At 47.3% G+C, this 13,828-nt stretch carries 12 protein-coding genes; 7 read left to right on the top strand and 5 right to left on the bottom strand.

The window, feature by feature from the left end:
* Positions 1–3: 3 nt before the first annotated feature.
* From C7I86_RS07240 to C7I86_RS07220, 5 genes are all read right to left on the bottom strand, one after another.
* Complete coding sequence (locus C7I86_RS07240; RefSeq protein WP_010872598.1) at positions 4–1,638, bottom strand: cbb3-type cytochrome c oxidase subunit I; 1,635 nt, start codon at positions 1,636–1,638, stop codon at positions 4–6.
* A gap of 133 nt (positions 1,639–1,771) precedes the next feature.
* Entirely contained in the window at positions 1,772–2,611 is an 840-nt protein-coding gene (locus C7I86_RS07235; RefSeq protein ID WP_010872597.1) for a prephenate/arogenate dehydrogenase, read from the bottom strand.
* A gap of 79 nt (positions 2,612–2,690) precedes the next feature.
* Complete coding sequence (locus tag C7I86_RS07230) at positions 2,691–3,143, bottom strand: HNH endonuclease (protein ID WP_010872596.1); 453 nt, start codon at positions 3,141–3,143, stop codon at positions 2,691–2,693.
* Entirely contained in the window at positions 3,130–3,372 is a 243-nt protein-coding gene (locus tag C7I86_RS07225) for a hypothetical protein (protein WP_010872595.1), read from the bottom strand. The genes C7I86_RS07230 and C7I86_RS07225 overlap by 14 nt, the downstream gene beginning before the upstream one ends.
* Positions 3,373–3,476: 104 nt before the next feature.
* Positions 3,477–4,460, bottom strand: coding sequence for a glutaminase (locus tag C7I86_RS07220; RefSeq protein WP_010872594.1), 984 nt, complete (start codon positions 4,458–4,460; stop codon positions 3,477–3,479).
* A gap of 34 nt (positions 4,461–4,494) precedes the next feature.
* Between C7I86_RS07220 and C7I86_RS07215 the strand changes: the two genes are divergently transcribed.
* From C7I86_RS07215 to C7I86_RS07185, 7 genes are all read left to right on the top strand, one after another.
* Positions 4,495–6,171 (top strand): M14 family metallopeptidase, encoded by a 1,677-nt coding sequence (locus C7I86_RS07215; RefSeq protein ID WP_010872593.1) that lies wholly within the window; start codon positions 4,495–4,497, stop codon positions 6,169–6,171.
* 232 nt (positions 6,172–6,403) lie between these two features.
* Complete coding sequence (locus tag C7I86_RS07210) at positions 6,404–6,634, top strand: ribosomal protein L7/L12 (RefSeq protein ID WP_223211362.1); 231 nt, start codon at positions 6,404–6,406, stop codon at positions 6,632–6,634.
* A 74-nt stretch (positions 6,635–6,708) separates the two neighbouring features.
* Entirely contained in the window at positions 6,709–7,740 is a 1,032-nt protein-coding gene (locus tag C7I86_RS07205; RefSeq protein WP_010872591.1) for an extracellular solute-binding protein, read from the top strand.
* Positions 7,740–9,344, top strand: coding sequence for an iron ABC transporter permease (locus C7I86_RS07200; protein ID WP_010872590.1), 1,605 nt, complete (start codon positions 7,740–7,742; stop codon positions 9,342–9,344). Before C7I86_RS07205 ends, C7I86_RS07200 begins: the two co-directional genes overlap by 1 nt.
* Complete coding sequence (locus C7I86_RS07195; protein ID WP_010872589.1) at positions 9,331–9,987, top strand: ABC transporter ATP-binding protein; 657 nt, start codon at positions 9,331–9,333, stop codon at positions 9,985–9,987. The genes C7I86_RS07200 and C7I86_RS07195 overlap by 14 nt, the downstream gene beginning before the upstream one ends.
* Positions 9,988–10,007: 20 nt before the next feature.
* The gene (locus C7I86_RS07190; RefSeq protein ID WP_020861735.1) at positions 10,008–11,024 is read left to right on the top strand and encodes a two-component regulator propeller domain-containing protein; all 1,017 of its coding nucleotides are present in this window, start codon (positions 10,008–10,010) and stop codon (positions 11,022–11,024) included.
* A gap of 731 nt (positions 11,025–11,755) precedes the next feature.
* On the top strand, positions 11,756–13,816 hold the full coding sequence (locus tag C7I86_RS07185; protein ID WP_234376073.1) for a hypothetical protein: 2,061 nt from the start codon (positions 11,756–11,758) through the stop codon (positions 13,814–13,816).
* Positions 13,817–13,828 lie beyond the last annotated feature (12 nt).

Genomic DNA, 13,828 nt, shown 5'->3' with positions numbered 1-13,828 from the left:
ATACTATGTGGTTACTTCGGTGGTCAAATCCACCGGGCGATCATAGCCATAGGGTTCCACTGTAATGGTAGGAATAACTTCAAAATTTTCCTCCGGTGGCGGTGAAGGTGTGGTCCACTCCAAGCCCAAAGAATTCCAGGGATTATTACCCACCCGACGGCCTTGGAAAGCCGAGGCCACCATATTGGCAATGAACGGTAAAGTAGACATGCCCAGCAGGAACGCCCCCAAACTGGCCACCACATTCCAGGCCGTGTATTCCGGGTCGTAGGAAGAAATGCGCCGCAACATGCCCTGTAGCCCAATGGGATGCATGGGGAAAAAGTTTAAATTAGCGCCAATAAAAGTCAACGCAAAATGGAGTTTGCCCCAGGCTTCGTTATACATGCGCCCAGTCATTTTCGGAAACCAGAAATAAATTGCCCCGTAAATGGCCATGGTCACGGTGCCAAAGACCACGTAATGGAAATGCCCCACCACAAAATAGGTGTTATTGACGTGCAAATCGAAGGGGGCAGAAGCTAACATAATGCCCGTGATGCCGGCAAATAGAAACATTAAAATTCCCCCCAGGCAAAACAACATGGGGGTTTTCAGTCGCAAACTACCCCGCCACACCGTTGCTGTCCAGGCTAAAACTTTGATGCCCGTAGGCACAGCGATGAGCATGGTGCTAGCCATGAAAAACATTCGCATCCAGTTGGGGGTAGCACTGGTAAACATATGGTGTACCCAGACGAAGGTGCCTTGGATAGCAATGAGAAAAGAAGAAATAGCGACAGTTTTGTAGCCAAAAAGCGGTTTACGGGCAAAAACCGGCAATATTTCCGAAAATACGCCAAAGGCAGGCAAAGCCATGACGTAGACGGCCGGGTGGGAATAGAACCAAAATAAATGTTGGTAAATAATTGGGTTGCCCTGATTAAAGGGGTCAAAAAAGGTGGTGCCAAAGGAAAGGTCAAACAGCAACATCACCGCCCCGCCGGTCAACGCTGGCAGACAAAAGAGTTGCAAAATTTGGGCGCTTAAAATTGTCCAGACGTAAACGGGCATTTTTAACAGGGTTAGCCCCGGTGCCCGCAATTTCCAAACGGTGGTGACAAAGTTAACCCCCCCCATAATGGAAGAAATGCCGGAAGTGGCCACTGCCAAAAGCCAAAGAAATTCGCCATTGATGAAATTACCCGACGGATTTTGAATGCTTACTGGAGGATAGGACCACCAGCCCGCCTGGGCCGTCCCTGTGGGTAGAAAAAAGCTACCAATCAATAACACTCCCACCACTGGCATTAGCCAAAAGGCGATCGCATTCAATACCGGAAAGGCTACGTCCCTGGCACCAATCATCAGGGGAATTAAGTAATTGGCTAACCCCACATTGGCTGGAAAAATCCAGAGGAAAATCATGATGGTGCCGTGGAGGGTAAATAGACCGTTGTAGAGGCTACGGTCCACCACGTCCAATTGGGGGGTGAGTAATTCTGCCCGGATAATCATGGCCAATAATCCCGCCACTAAGAAGAAGCAGAAGGACATCAGTAAATATTGAATGCCAATGACTTTGTGATCGGTGCTGAATTTGAGATAGTCGTGCCAGGGGCGTTGAAAGGGAACCGATGCGGTGGGCTGGTTAGTCATGCGCTCTGAGCGGGAAAGGGCAGTGCTTGTTTATTTTTAACAGAAAGCCATGCCGTGGGCCCCATTGTTCCTAAATTTGTTCTGGATCAATGTCTAGTCTCCTAAATTTATTCTCCAGGCGATCGCCATTGGTTTATTCAACATACTTGTCCCGATCGCCGTTGGTTTGTTGTAAAAGACGATGGAGTTCAGGCCATTGTTGGTTACTAATTAGGGTAATTAGCTGATCCAGGTGCTGACGATAGTCTTGCAAACTTTTTAGCAAAGCCCGTTGGTTATAGGTGGCCATCATGGTGCCCAACTCCGGGTTGCCGCCTCCCACCCGACTGGTATCCCGAAAACCCGAACTGGCCAAATTTTGGGCTAGTTTGAGAATATCCCCATCTTTTTCACCGGCACAGGCTTGGATTAAAGCAGCACTCACCATTACAGGTAAATGGGAAATCCAGGCTACTGCTTGGTCATGGTCTGCGGGAGTGCAGAGGTAAATTTTTACCCCCAGGGGTTCCAACACTGAACGTAAACAAGCCAATTGCTCTGGGTCAGTATATTCGGTGGGAGTGAGCACATAGGGAGCGTTGACAAATAAATTTTCTTCCGCCCCGTCGATGCCCTGGGCCGCTGTGCCGGCCATGGGGTGACCACCAATGAACCCAGACCAAAGTTGACTGGCCGGCTCGGCGATCGCCGTTTTTACAGAGGCCACATCAGTGACAATGGCTGTGGGCGATAGATGGGGAATAAGCTTCTCTAGGGTAGGCAAAATTAATTGTATAGGAGTACAAAGAAAAATTATTTTTGCTGTTTGGAGAAGAGATAAATCTTGACCCGCTTCATCCACCAATTGTCTTTCCACTGCTTTTTCACAGGTGCTTTGTTGCCGAGAAACCCCAATCAAATAATGGCCCCGACGACGCAAGTCTCCCGCCAAGGAAGCCCCAATTAAACCCAAACCAACAACACCAATTTTCATTTAATTTCAAGTCATCTTCATTGATTTTTATCAAATTCCATTGAGAAGTTCAAATGGTTAAGAAAATCACCGAATTGATTCAATTTTTGCAAGGATCATCTATGGGGGGATGCAGTCCCGTTTTCAACCAAAATCGTCGTGTTTCCTGGATAGAATCTTCCTCTGGATAACGGGTATCATTTAAATCAAGTCGGATACACGTCGCACGACCGGTTGTCGTGGTTCCTTGTATTATTATCCCTCTATTTGTCCAAATGAAATGTTCTGCCCAATTCTGTTGGCGGGGGTTAAAAATGGCAACAATAGTCTTAGTTTGTGGATCTATACTGGCGACAAAGTTGTAGCGCCTCTCGTTACAACGACGACAAGCAAGGGCAAGGTTATTAAATGCGTCAGAACCACCTAAAGATTTCGGAATTACATGATCAATGGTGAATCTGTTTGCACTCAATCGTTCTGGGGAATGACAATATTCACAGATATATCTTGCCCGTTGCCGAATAGCTTGTTTGAGATCTTCACTGATTGGCATCTTGGGCTGCTAGCATTGCGTTAATGTGTGTAAAAATACGGTCTAATTCACCAATAGCATCCAATTCAGCAATTTCTTCGATGGTAATTTTGTCGGATTTTTTCTTTTGTAAAAGATCTTCCATTCGTAATTGTAAGGATTCATTAAACTTGAATAAATTCCAGCTACCGACCTTTTCTAGATGAATTTCATGAACTAGAGAAGATGGTTTGCTAAAAGTTGTAACCATTTAAAACCTCACGAGCATTTGTTTGGCAAATTATTATTGTTTTAATTAGCCAAATTATAACGTTTCCAATATCAAACAAGGCTAAATCAGACATGACTGTTTCTTTAATTTCTAGAGGTGAACTCTGCCAAAAACTCTAATAGTGCCAGGGGAGCCACAGGGTTTCCTTCTTCATTCAAAGGCGGACTATAGCAGGCAAAAATGGTCGGTGACGGGGCCGGCAAACAAGCCAAAATTAGGCCACTGACCCCCGATTTGCAAATAAAGCCGGTGCGCCGAAAAAACGCTTCTGACATTTCATACAGTCCTGCTTTGGCCATGGTGGCTTTGACCCTGGCAGTGGTGTCCGGTTGTAACGGCGGCTGGGGACATTGCAACATTAGGCCTAGCTTGAATAAATCCTTGAGGCAACCACTCAAACAACAAAGTTGGTTATAGGTTTCTAGAGCCAGGGTCGCATCTTCCACATAACCTTTTGCTGCCAACAAATGGGCGATCGCCAGATTGCGGGGATTGGGTAGGGAATGGACTGAAGCCAATAGTTCCTGATCAAGCCAGAGTTGACATTGGGCGGTGTGGTTTAACCAAGTGAGAAAATTTTCACACCGTTGCTCTATCGTTGCCCCCGGAATATGACCCGCTAGGCAGATGGCGCCACTGTTGACCATGGTGTTGCGGGGATAACCCCCATCCTGCTCCAATTGCTCCACGGAATTAAAAGGTAAATGGGAAGGGCGATCGCCAACTTTTTGCTCGGCCCACTGCCAACCCCGGTGATGGAGTATGTAAAGCCACAGAAAGGGTTTGACCACACTCATCAAACTAAACGTTAAGTCTGTATCTCCTGCTTCGTAAATAATGCCGTTTTGGTCGCCAATGTCTAGGGCAAAATTACCTGGATCGACCAAGCTCAACTGAGGAATGTATTGGGGTAACTTACCGTTGAGGGCCTGAAGACGGGCAGCTTCTACCCATGTTTGCCATTGTTTGGTTGTAATGGCTCTGTAATTGGCGATCGCCATGGCATTAGGTTTAGGTATAGATTGATGATGTACGACTTTGGGATCTGAGTTTACGCCAATCCCCATCGTTATTCACCCTTTGTGATTCGTTGCGTCCTCCATGACCGTTTCTCCCTTTGATTTCAGTCACTATTTCACCTACCAGGAAATAGACCAGTTTTTACAACAACTACAAACTAGCTATGGTTCCCTGCTAACGGTGCAAACCATTGGCCAAAGCTATGCCGGCCGGGACATTTGGGTGGCGATCGCCACCAATCAAGCTACGGGGGATTATCGCAATAAACCTGGTTACTGGATCGATGCCAACACCCACGCTGGGGAAGTAACAGGATCGGCCGTGGCCTTGTATTGCCTGCATCAACTGATGACCAAGTATGGGGAAGATGCCCAAATTACCCATTTACTCGACCACTACACCGTTTACGTCCTGCCCCGGCTAGCCATGGATGGAGCGGAGAAATATTTAACCACCCCCTACCTATTGCGCTCCAGTGTGCGACCCTATCCCTACCCCGAAGAAAGAGATGGTCTTTACCCTGAGGATGTCAACGGTGACGGTTTAATTTTACAAATGCGCCTTCTCGATCCCTGCGGTGCCTGGAAAATTTCTGATCAAGATCCCAGGGTAATGATCGGGCGATCGCCAGAGGAATTTGGTGGTGAATATTACACTTTGTTGCCAGAGGGTCTGGTCCGTAACTATGACGGCTACGAATTTGACCTCGCCCCCACCCAGGAAGGACTAGATTTTAACCGCAACTATCCCCACCAATGGGCCCCAGAAGGACAACAACAGGGTGCCGGAGATTTCCCCTTTTCTGAACCGGAAACCAGAGCAGAGGCAGAATTTTGGCAACAGCATCGCAATATTAACGGTTTTATTAGCTACCACACCTATTCAGCGGTGATTCTGCGCCCCTACGCTTCCCAAGCAGATGAAAATTTACCCGTAGAAGACCTAGAGGTGTACAAAATTCTTGGGCAAAAAGGCAAAGAATTGACTGGTTACAATTGCATTTCCGCTTACCACGATTTTCGCTACCATCCCAAGGAAGTCATCTACGGGGTGATGGATGATTATGCCTATGACCACTACGGTTGGTTTGGTTTTACAGTGGAACTTTGGGACGCTCCCACTGCGGCCGGCATTGAAAAAGAAGATTTAATTGAATGGTTCCGTTGGCATCCCCCAGAAGACGATTACAAACTGATGCAATGGAATGACCAAGCGTTGAGCGGCGAGGGTTTTGTCCATTGGCAACCCTTTGACCATCCCCAACTAGGCAAGGTGGAAATTGGCGGTTGGAGTTTTAAAACCATGTGGCAAAATGCTCCAGCTCAGTTTTTACCCGAACTCTGTGAGCAACAGTTTCGCTTTGCCATTACCCATGCCCTCATGGCTCCCCGTTTGGCAGTGGCTAAAGCCGAAATTACTGCCCAAGGAGAAAATATTTACCAAATCACAGTGCAATGGGAAAATCAGGGTTTCTTGCCCACCTACACCAGTCAAAAAGCCCTAGAAAGGAAGGCGGTGCGCCCCATTCAAGTTACTTTGAAAAAAACAGATAGCGTCACTTTAATCACCGGCAAAATTCACCAGGAATTACCTCACTTGGAAGGGCGTTCCAACAAAGCGAAATCTTCCTTAGCCAATGGCATTGATTATCGCCGTCACTTGATTTGGGTAATTAGGGGTAACCCCGGAGAAAAGTTAACCATTACTGCCCAGGCTGAGCGGGCTGGCACGGTTAAAGTAGAATTGACTTTACCCTAGATCTTGTTTGGAAAGCTGTGTTTTGGAGTTGAAATTCCCTCTGCCCTCATTCACAAGGGGAAAATAATTGAAAAATCACTCTTTTTAAGAGAGGTTTAGGGAGATAAATCGTTTGATTTTGAGTTTTCCAACAAACTCCTAGAACGTGAGCAATAGCACATTTTTTAACTAACTTAATAAACAAAAAAAAGAAATGGGCATGACTATAATTTTGATATTGGTAGCGTTAGTAGTGATATTTCTACTAGTAATTTTCCTTCAGACAGGAACACCCACTGCTCCTCGAGATATTACCTATACCAAGGAAATTATTCAGCAATTATCTGCCAGTGAAAAAGAACAAATCATGGTACTGCTAAGGCAAGGCAAGAAAATTGAAGCGATCAAAGTCTGCCGTTCCCTAACTGGTTGTGGGCTAAAAGAAGCTAAAGACACAGTAAAAAAGCTGCTGGAAACTTTCTGATTCTCATCAAATACCCATCACTCTAGGCTTATCTACTTAACCTAGCAGAACCGTTAAAGGAAATTGTTTTGATTATGCTTTTATCAACGAGGAAACAATGGCTACTCACTCTAATTTCTTTACTGGCGATCGCCGTTAATGGCTGTGATCGAACATCTCCTCGGGAAGTAGTGGTCTACGTCTCCGTTGATCGCATTTATGCGGAACCAATTTTAGAAAAGTTTTCTCAGGCAACTGGCATCAAGGTATTGCCGGTTTATGACGTGGAAGCAACTAAAACCACAGGGCTGGCCAATCGTCTGTTACTGGAAAAAAATCGTCCCCAGGCGGATGTCTTTTGGAGTGGGGAGTTTGTGCAAACCCTAATGCTTAAACAACAAAATGTACTTGTGCCCTATACCTCCGCCAGTGGTGAACAGTTGCCAGCCCAATATCGAGATCCCCAAGGTTATTGGTACGGAGTTGGGGGACGAGCGAGGATTTTACTGGCTAACACCGAAAAGCTAGCGGAAAATCAATATCCCCAATCATTAACCGATCTGGTGTCCCTGGCCACTGGAGGCCAACCTGTGGGCATTGCTTATCCCATTTTTGGTACCTCCGCAACCCATGCCGCGGCTCTCTATGCCCATTGGGGAAATGCCCAGGCCGAGCAATTTTATCGTTCTCTCCAGGAAAAGGGAGTGGGGGTGGTGGACGGTAATTCGGTGGTTAGGGATTTGGTTGTTAACGGTCAATTGGCGATCGGGCTGACGGATACCGATGATGCTTGTAGCGCAGTGGCCAAGGGAGAACCAGTGGAGATAATTTTCCCCGATCAAGGGCCAGGACAAATGGGAGCCTTTGTGTTGACTGGCTCTGTGGCATTAATTGCCAACGCTCCCCACCCGGAAGCGGGCCAAGCTCTGGTGGATTTTTTAATCGCTCCCAGTACGGAAGCTGAATTAATTCAACTTGGGGGGAGTCAGTTACCCCTCCATTCCAGTTCTCCAGTTTCCACCTGCCTGGAAAATTTCGTGGTCAAACCGATGGCAGTCAATCCTACCCAGGTATTTGAACAGTTGGAGACTTCTAAGCGTGATTTACAAACTATTTTTGTGCGCTGATGCGATCGCCAACTAGCTTTGGGGGGTACTGGGAAAAATTGGGGTTGGTGGTTTCGGCCCTGGTTATTTTTAGCCCACTGTTGGCCCTGGTCATTGGGGCTTTCATGGGCATAATGGCAGGTCACCTGGATTGGTTGGCGCTAGCATTACCCTGGGGGCGACGGGGACATCTGCTTTGGCAAAGCGTTAAATTGGCCGCAGTCGTGGCGATCGCCGGCACCGTAGTGGGGGCTATGATTGCTTGTTTAGGTTGGCAATACCAGGCCGTCAGACGTTGGCGCTGGTGTCTATTGCCCTTATTATTCATACCGCCCTATATCCATGCCTTGGCCTGGTCTAAGTTAGGGACAGTATTGGGAAAAACTCTAACCCTGGTGGGTATTAATGGGGATATTCTGCCCCCTTGGTGGGGGGGTGCTGGCATTGAATTAATGGCTTGGTTACCTCTGGCGGTGGGTCTGACCCTGATTGGTTTTCTAGCTGTCCCCTTAGACACCATAGAAGCCGCTCGGTTACTAGCCCAGGATGAACAGGTTTTGCAGAAAGTGGTGCTGCCCTTAGCCATGCCTAGTTTTTGGGCCAGTGGTGCATTGCTATTTTTATTGAGCCTCACTGACTACAGCATCCCCTCCCTGTTTGGCGTCAGTTCCTACGCCCTGGAAATTTTTGCTGAATACAGCGCCAGCAACGAACCAATACGGGCTTTTTTCCTTGCCATTCCCCTGCTCCTAATATCTGCCCTAGGAATTATTTCTCTCCAAACTCCCCTACAACAAACTCTACAAAAACGCATCCAATGCCCAGCTTGGCAAATTCCCTGGCAATGGCCCCGGTGGTTACTGGCCTTCCAGGCGATCGCCATGGGTTTAGGCCTGTTCCAGATCATTGTCCCCGTCGGCAGTTTGGCGTTGATCAATTTCCAAGAGGGAGGATATCCCCTCAGCATCCTGGAGTCAGCCTTACCAGAAGCGGGGGTCACCCTCGGATTAGCCAGTTCAACAGCCATTCTTTCCCTGCCTTTGGCCCTGGTCATCAATGTCTCATTACAAAGGGAAAGTCCTTGGCAATGGTTTGTGTGGACACTACTCATTGGTGCCCTAGTTTTACCTGCGCCCCTGGTGGGGGTAGGCTTAATTGCCCTGGGGTATGCCCCTTGGGGTAATCCTTTTTACGGCGGCCTGGCCATGCCTATCCTTGCCCACCTAGCCCGCTTTACCCCCATGGCCGCCCTGATACTTTTTGCCCAACAACGACAATTAGACCCTGGCCTCTGGGACAGTACTTTTTTAGTGCCCGGGCCCCGTTGGCGTATTTGGCTTTATCTGCGTTTTCCCCTTTTACTTCCTGGTCTGTTGGCTGCTGCTGGGGTCGTCTTTGCCTTCAGTGCGGGGGAGTTGGGAGCAACATTGATTGTTATTCCTCCCGGCTATTCCACCTTGACCCTGCGGATTTATAACTATCTACACTACGGTGCTTCCGGGGAAGTGGCCCTTCTTTGTTTGTTCATGGTGGGGGGAGCGGCCATTGTCGGGGGATTCCTATCCATCGTTCTGCTGATGGGTTCATCTTTGCTGAGCCGGGGGAAAAAGTATGATCAGAGTTGAACAGGTGAGCAAAACCTATGGTTCCGTGGCGGTGTTACGGCAACTATGTCTAACTATTCCTCCAGGGGGAAAAACTGCCATTCTTGGCCGTTCCGGTAGCGGTAAAACCACCCTCCTGCGACTGATTGCTGGTCTCGATCGCCTGGATGGAGGAGAAATTTACCTTGGCGATCGCCAGGTTAGTTGTCCCCAGCATTATCTACCGCCCCACCAAAGGGGTATTGGTTTTGTTTTTCAATCTCCGGCTCTCTGGCCCCATCTCACTGTCCAGCAAAACATCGCTTTTGGCCTCGCCCACCTTAGCAAAACAGAGCAACAAGAACGCATTGAGCCATTGTTAGCACGATTAGCTATTGCCCCCCTGATAGATCGCTATCCCCACCAACTATCGGGAGGAGAAGCTAAACGGGTAGCCTTTGCCCGTACCCTAGCTCCCCGGCCGCCTTTTTTACTGTTGGATGAACCCCTTTCCAACCTTGATCAAGGTTTAAAAGAAGAGCTACTAACCTATCTTCAGGATTACTTAGACTTCACCCAGGCTTGTACCCTCTACGTCACCCATGATTTAGCTGAAGCCCAATTTCTAACCTCGGATATTCAGCTTCTCCGGGACGGTCAATTAGTCCCCCATTCCAATCCCTGAGCCCAGGAGGCTTTGTGAAAATGAAACCATGGCGTTTTCTGTTGCTATTGGGCATTTTTGTGATCCTCTCTGTGGAGTTATTGGGTTTAATGCGGCGCAATTTCCAATCCAAAAGACGCCCTGGTTGGCAAATAATTCGTCCCCCCCACGAAGTGTCAGCTCTGGTTTTACAGAATCAAATACTTTGGTCTGGGGGAAAAGATGGCGTGGTGGGTATTGATATCCAAAAGCGAGAAATTGTTAAAACCATCACCTGCGATCCCCCGGTTAATTTTGTCCAGGCTTTAGTTCTTGATCGACAAAACTGGCTCTGGATTGCCCATAACAAAGGACTGAGCTATTACGACGGTCAACGTTGCCAAGCTTATCAATCGGATGATTCCCGCTTCCGTGAACCCATCAATACCCTCTATCTCGATCGCCAGGGGCAGTTGTGGATTGGCACTTGGCAGGGGGCGGCGGTGAAAGAAAAAGCGGGATGGCGTTGGTTAGGAATGGCTGATGGTTTACCAGATTTAATGATTAATCTCATTGCCCAAGACTCTCAGGGGGGGATGTGGTTCGGTTCCTCTGTGGCTCCCCGGGGTGGCCTCAATTATTGTCTTAAGAAAACCTGTCAAAAATTCTCTACCAGCAATGGACTGCCCCATAATAATATTACGAGCCTCTGGATCAAGGACAGCAATAAGGTTTGGGTCGGAACTGGTTTCTTTGACCGAGGCGGAGCGGCCCAACTGGAAGCCAATAACTCTGGCTGGGTAGTCCGAAAAACCTTAACAGCGGCAAACGGATTGGCCGGGGCCAAAGTACGCTCCATTTACCAAGACCGCCAAGGGGTGCTTTGGCTCGGCTCAGAAAATGACGGCCTAGCTCGTTTAGCAGGAGAAAACTGGTTAACCCTGACGGAAGCAGATGGGTTAGCCAACCAAGAGGTAAAAGTCATGCTGGAAGATCAGGCGGGCAACTTTTGGATTGGTACCAAGGACGGCGTTAACTATATTCCTGCTGAACAACTGCTGAAATTAGGAGACAAGTAACCATGGACTTTGTCGAAGCCGAGCAAATGTATTATGATTGGTGTCAGCAGTTGCATGAGCGTCATATTTCAGCAACAGAATTTACTGCTTGGTTAGACCGTCTTCGGGTGCAGGATGCCCAGGGGAACTGGTGGCACATTGAACATCCCGGTGGTATGTGGCTCTGTTGGAATGGCCAAGCTTGGGAACGCAAGAATCCACCTAAAGAAGCAACCGATTCACCGCCAGGAACAGCATTAACCCAACAAATGAAAGAACCCCAAAACTTGGGACAACTCCTCGGCTGGCTCGCCGGTTCGGTACTCAAAGGAATTCCCAAGCAAATAGTTTTAGGAATTTTTCTCATTGTTATTGTTTGGCTGCTTCATCTTTTTCTACTCGTTGTCGTCAATGACGGGTTTAATCTCACTGGTACCAATCCCTGGTTCGATTCCGTTTTAGTATTAGGCGGTGAGGTGATTGCAGGTAGTTTATTCTGGATTTTCACGGGAATACTATTGTCCCAATTAATACACGGTACCCTGGGGCAATATCTTAAAGCGATCACGTCTTTCCCTGCTACAGTCGTCAGTTTTTGCCAACAGAGTAGCCAGTTCAAAGCTCCTATTCTATGGTTGGGCTTTTCCGGGGCGTTGGTATTTGCTTTGTTGTTTGGCAATCTTCTGGTCAGTCTCCAGATTCTGTTATTTACCCTAGTGGCACTCCAGGAATCCACTCACTTTCTCCGCTTAGTGCTCAAACTTAGTTGGCAAGATGCCCAAAAACTGATCCGCAAGGGTAAATCTCTCCACCCTCTGACCTCTGACCAGTGCCAACAACTTCTCTCTGGTATGGCTGTGGGTTTTGGCCTAGCGGCTCTCCTTCTCTGGCTGGCTCCCTCCCTACTGCGACTATTCTTCATCGCGGCGATCGCCGTTACGTTGTGGCAATTCTTTAGCGGAAAGCGGTCAACAACTTCTGCTCTCTCCCTATTTATTATCTTCACTGCGGGGAGTTTGACATTAGGGCAAATGGAACCGGTCTGGGCCGATGACGGCGGTTGGGCTGAATGTGGTCAGAGCCTGCAAACTTGGATTCAATGTGGAGGAACTGACCAAGCTATTTTAAATAGTGGTTTAGCTGGTTTGGCAATTTGGCTCGGATGGATTTTAGGGGGTTTACAAATTCCCTCAGCTTCCATGGCAAGCTCTGGTGTTATTTCCACCACTCCTGGTGCAACAACGTTTCCCCAAGACATTGAATATACCTATCCCGATGGACGGCACACCACCCTTGTCTATGATCCCGAAAAGGGAGGCTACATCAACATCCTCACCGGAGGATTAATTGACCCAAATGAAATCAATGCTTGGCATCAAAATAATCTGAGCACCCATCAGCAAACTGAAGATTGGCGTCGCCGCAACGAATACCTAGAAACAACGGGCCAAGATGCTCAAAGTCAAGCATTGCAGGCGATTAAAGCTGACTATGAAGAACGACAACACCTACTCAATAGAATCAGCCAGATGGAAAAGGATATATTCGAAGGAAAAATGGGATTAGGAGATTTGATGAATCCTGGACAACCAGGAGACGTTATGGCACAACTATCTCGATTAGGAGAGCAAATTGCCTCTGGTGATCCAATTGATAGGCAAAAATTACAGGCTTTGGGAAAACTTTATTCAGATAAAATTTCTGGTCGAATACTCACTGCCAATCAAATACCACAACCTGATATTTGGTTTGACTCTACAGTTGATGCGGCGATGGAAACAACAAAACAGCTTGCCACTGTTAGGGGAGAAGACGGACAATTTTCTTGGTTAAGACTGGCCGGTAGAATTGGCGCTGCTTACTTAACAGGTGGAGCTTCAGAAGCTATTTTGATTCCAACTCAGGCAATTATTAGCTCCAAAGAATATGTGGCTCAAGGAGGAGACAGCATCATAGAAGGAAGTCGTAGAGCAATGGAAACCGCCGCCACATCATTGTATATGGGGGAAATTTTGAATCGAACCATAAGAGCTATAAAACCAATTATTTCTGGTAAGCTGGCTCATCCTCCTCAACAAGCTCCCACTAAACCAACAATCACGCCCCAGCGAACTCCGGCTAAATCAATAATCACGCCCAAGCAAACCCCTACTAAAACAGCAACTACGCCCCAGCGAACTCCAGCTAAATCAACGCCTCCCCCTCAGCAAACCCCTACTAAAACAGCAACCACGCCCCAGCAAACTCCAGCTAAATCAACGCCTCCCCCTCAGCAAACCCCTACTAAAACAGCAACTACGCCCCAGCAAACTAACTCAACTATTCCGAAATATCAAATTCGGCAGAATGTAGTCAATAAAATTCTCAATGAAACAGAAAATTTGAGTCCTGAGCAACGTTTAGAGATTGCTAGCAATTTAAAAAAAGCAAACAAAATAACTGAGGCTGAATACAATGCAATCAAGAACAAAGTTAAACCACAGTTAGAAGGCAGACCAGTTGAAGGTCAAGGTGGTCATGATGATGTTGCTATGACTTCAATGGAGGAGCTTAGTCGTAAAGAGCAAATAAATGTTTGTAAGTACCGACCCAATGGTAACCATGCTGAAATTAACTTTAATGAGGCAGGAGCTTGGGACAAAATTGGCAAAAAAGAAACTTTGTTCACCTACCCTAAAAATAAATCTCCAAATGATATTGTTGCGCAAGATATTGTTATTTATTCGGCAGGAGATAAAATCTTAAAACCAGAACAAATTGCAGCAATGAAAAATAGAATACTTGTTGATCTTCAAGCTGGGCGATTGACTTGAGCTCTTTGTTGT

The organism is Synechocystis sp. IPPAS B-1465, from assembly GCF_003015225.1.
GTDB lineage: Bacteria > Cyanobacteriota > Cyanobacteriia > Cyanobacteriales > Microcystaceae > Synechocystis.
Note: the sequence above shows the minus strand (reverse complement) of the source record. Positions and strands in the feature narration are given on the sequence as shown.

Bases quoted from the DNA above. Each gene is read 5' to 3' on its own strand.
- C7I86_RS07240 (WP_010872598.1), bottom strand. From the start codon at position 1,638: ATGACTAACCAGCCCACCGCATCGGTTCCCTTTCAACGCCCCTGGCAC.
- C7I86_RS07235 (WP_010872597.1), bottom strand. From the start codon at position 2,611: ATGAAAATTGGTGTTGTTGGTTTGGGTTTAATTGGGGCTTCCTTGGCG.
- C7I86_RS07230 (WP_010872596.1), bottom strand. From the start codon at position 3,143: ATGCCAATCAGTGAAGATCTCAAACAAGCTATTCGGCAACGGGCAAGA.
- C7I86_RS07225 (WP_010872595.1), bottom strand. From the start codon at position 3,372: ATGGTTACAACTTTTAGCAAACCATCTTCTCTAGTTCATGAAATTCAT.
- C7I86_RS07220 (WP_010872594.1), bottom strand. From the start codon at position 4,460: ATGGGGATTGGCGTAAACTCAGATCCCAAAGTCGTACATCATCAATCT.
- C7I86_RS07215 (WP_010872593.1), top strand. From the start codon at position 4,495: ATGACCGTTTCTCCCTTTGATTTCAGTCACTATTTCACCTACCAGGAA.
- C7I86_RS07205 (WP_010872591.1), top strand. From the start codon at position 6,709: ATGCTTTTATCAACGAGGAAACAATGGCTACTCACTCTAATTTCTTTA.
- C7I86_RS07200 (WP_010872590.1), top strand. From the start codon at position 7,740: ATGCGATCGCCAACTAGCTTTGGGGGGTACTGGGAAAAATTGGGGTTG.
- C7I86_RS07195 (WP_010872589.1), top strand. From the start codon at position 9,331: ATGATCAGAGTTGAACAGGTGAGCAAAACCTATGGTTCCGTGGCGGTG.
- C7I86_RS07190 (WP_020861735.1), top strand. From the start codon at position 10,008: ATGAAACCATGGCGTTTTCTGTTGCTATTGGGCATTTTTGTGATCCTC.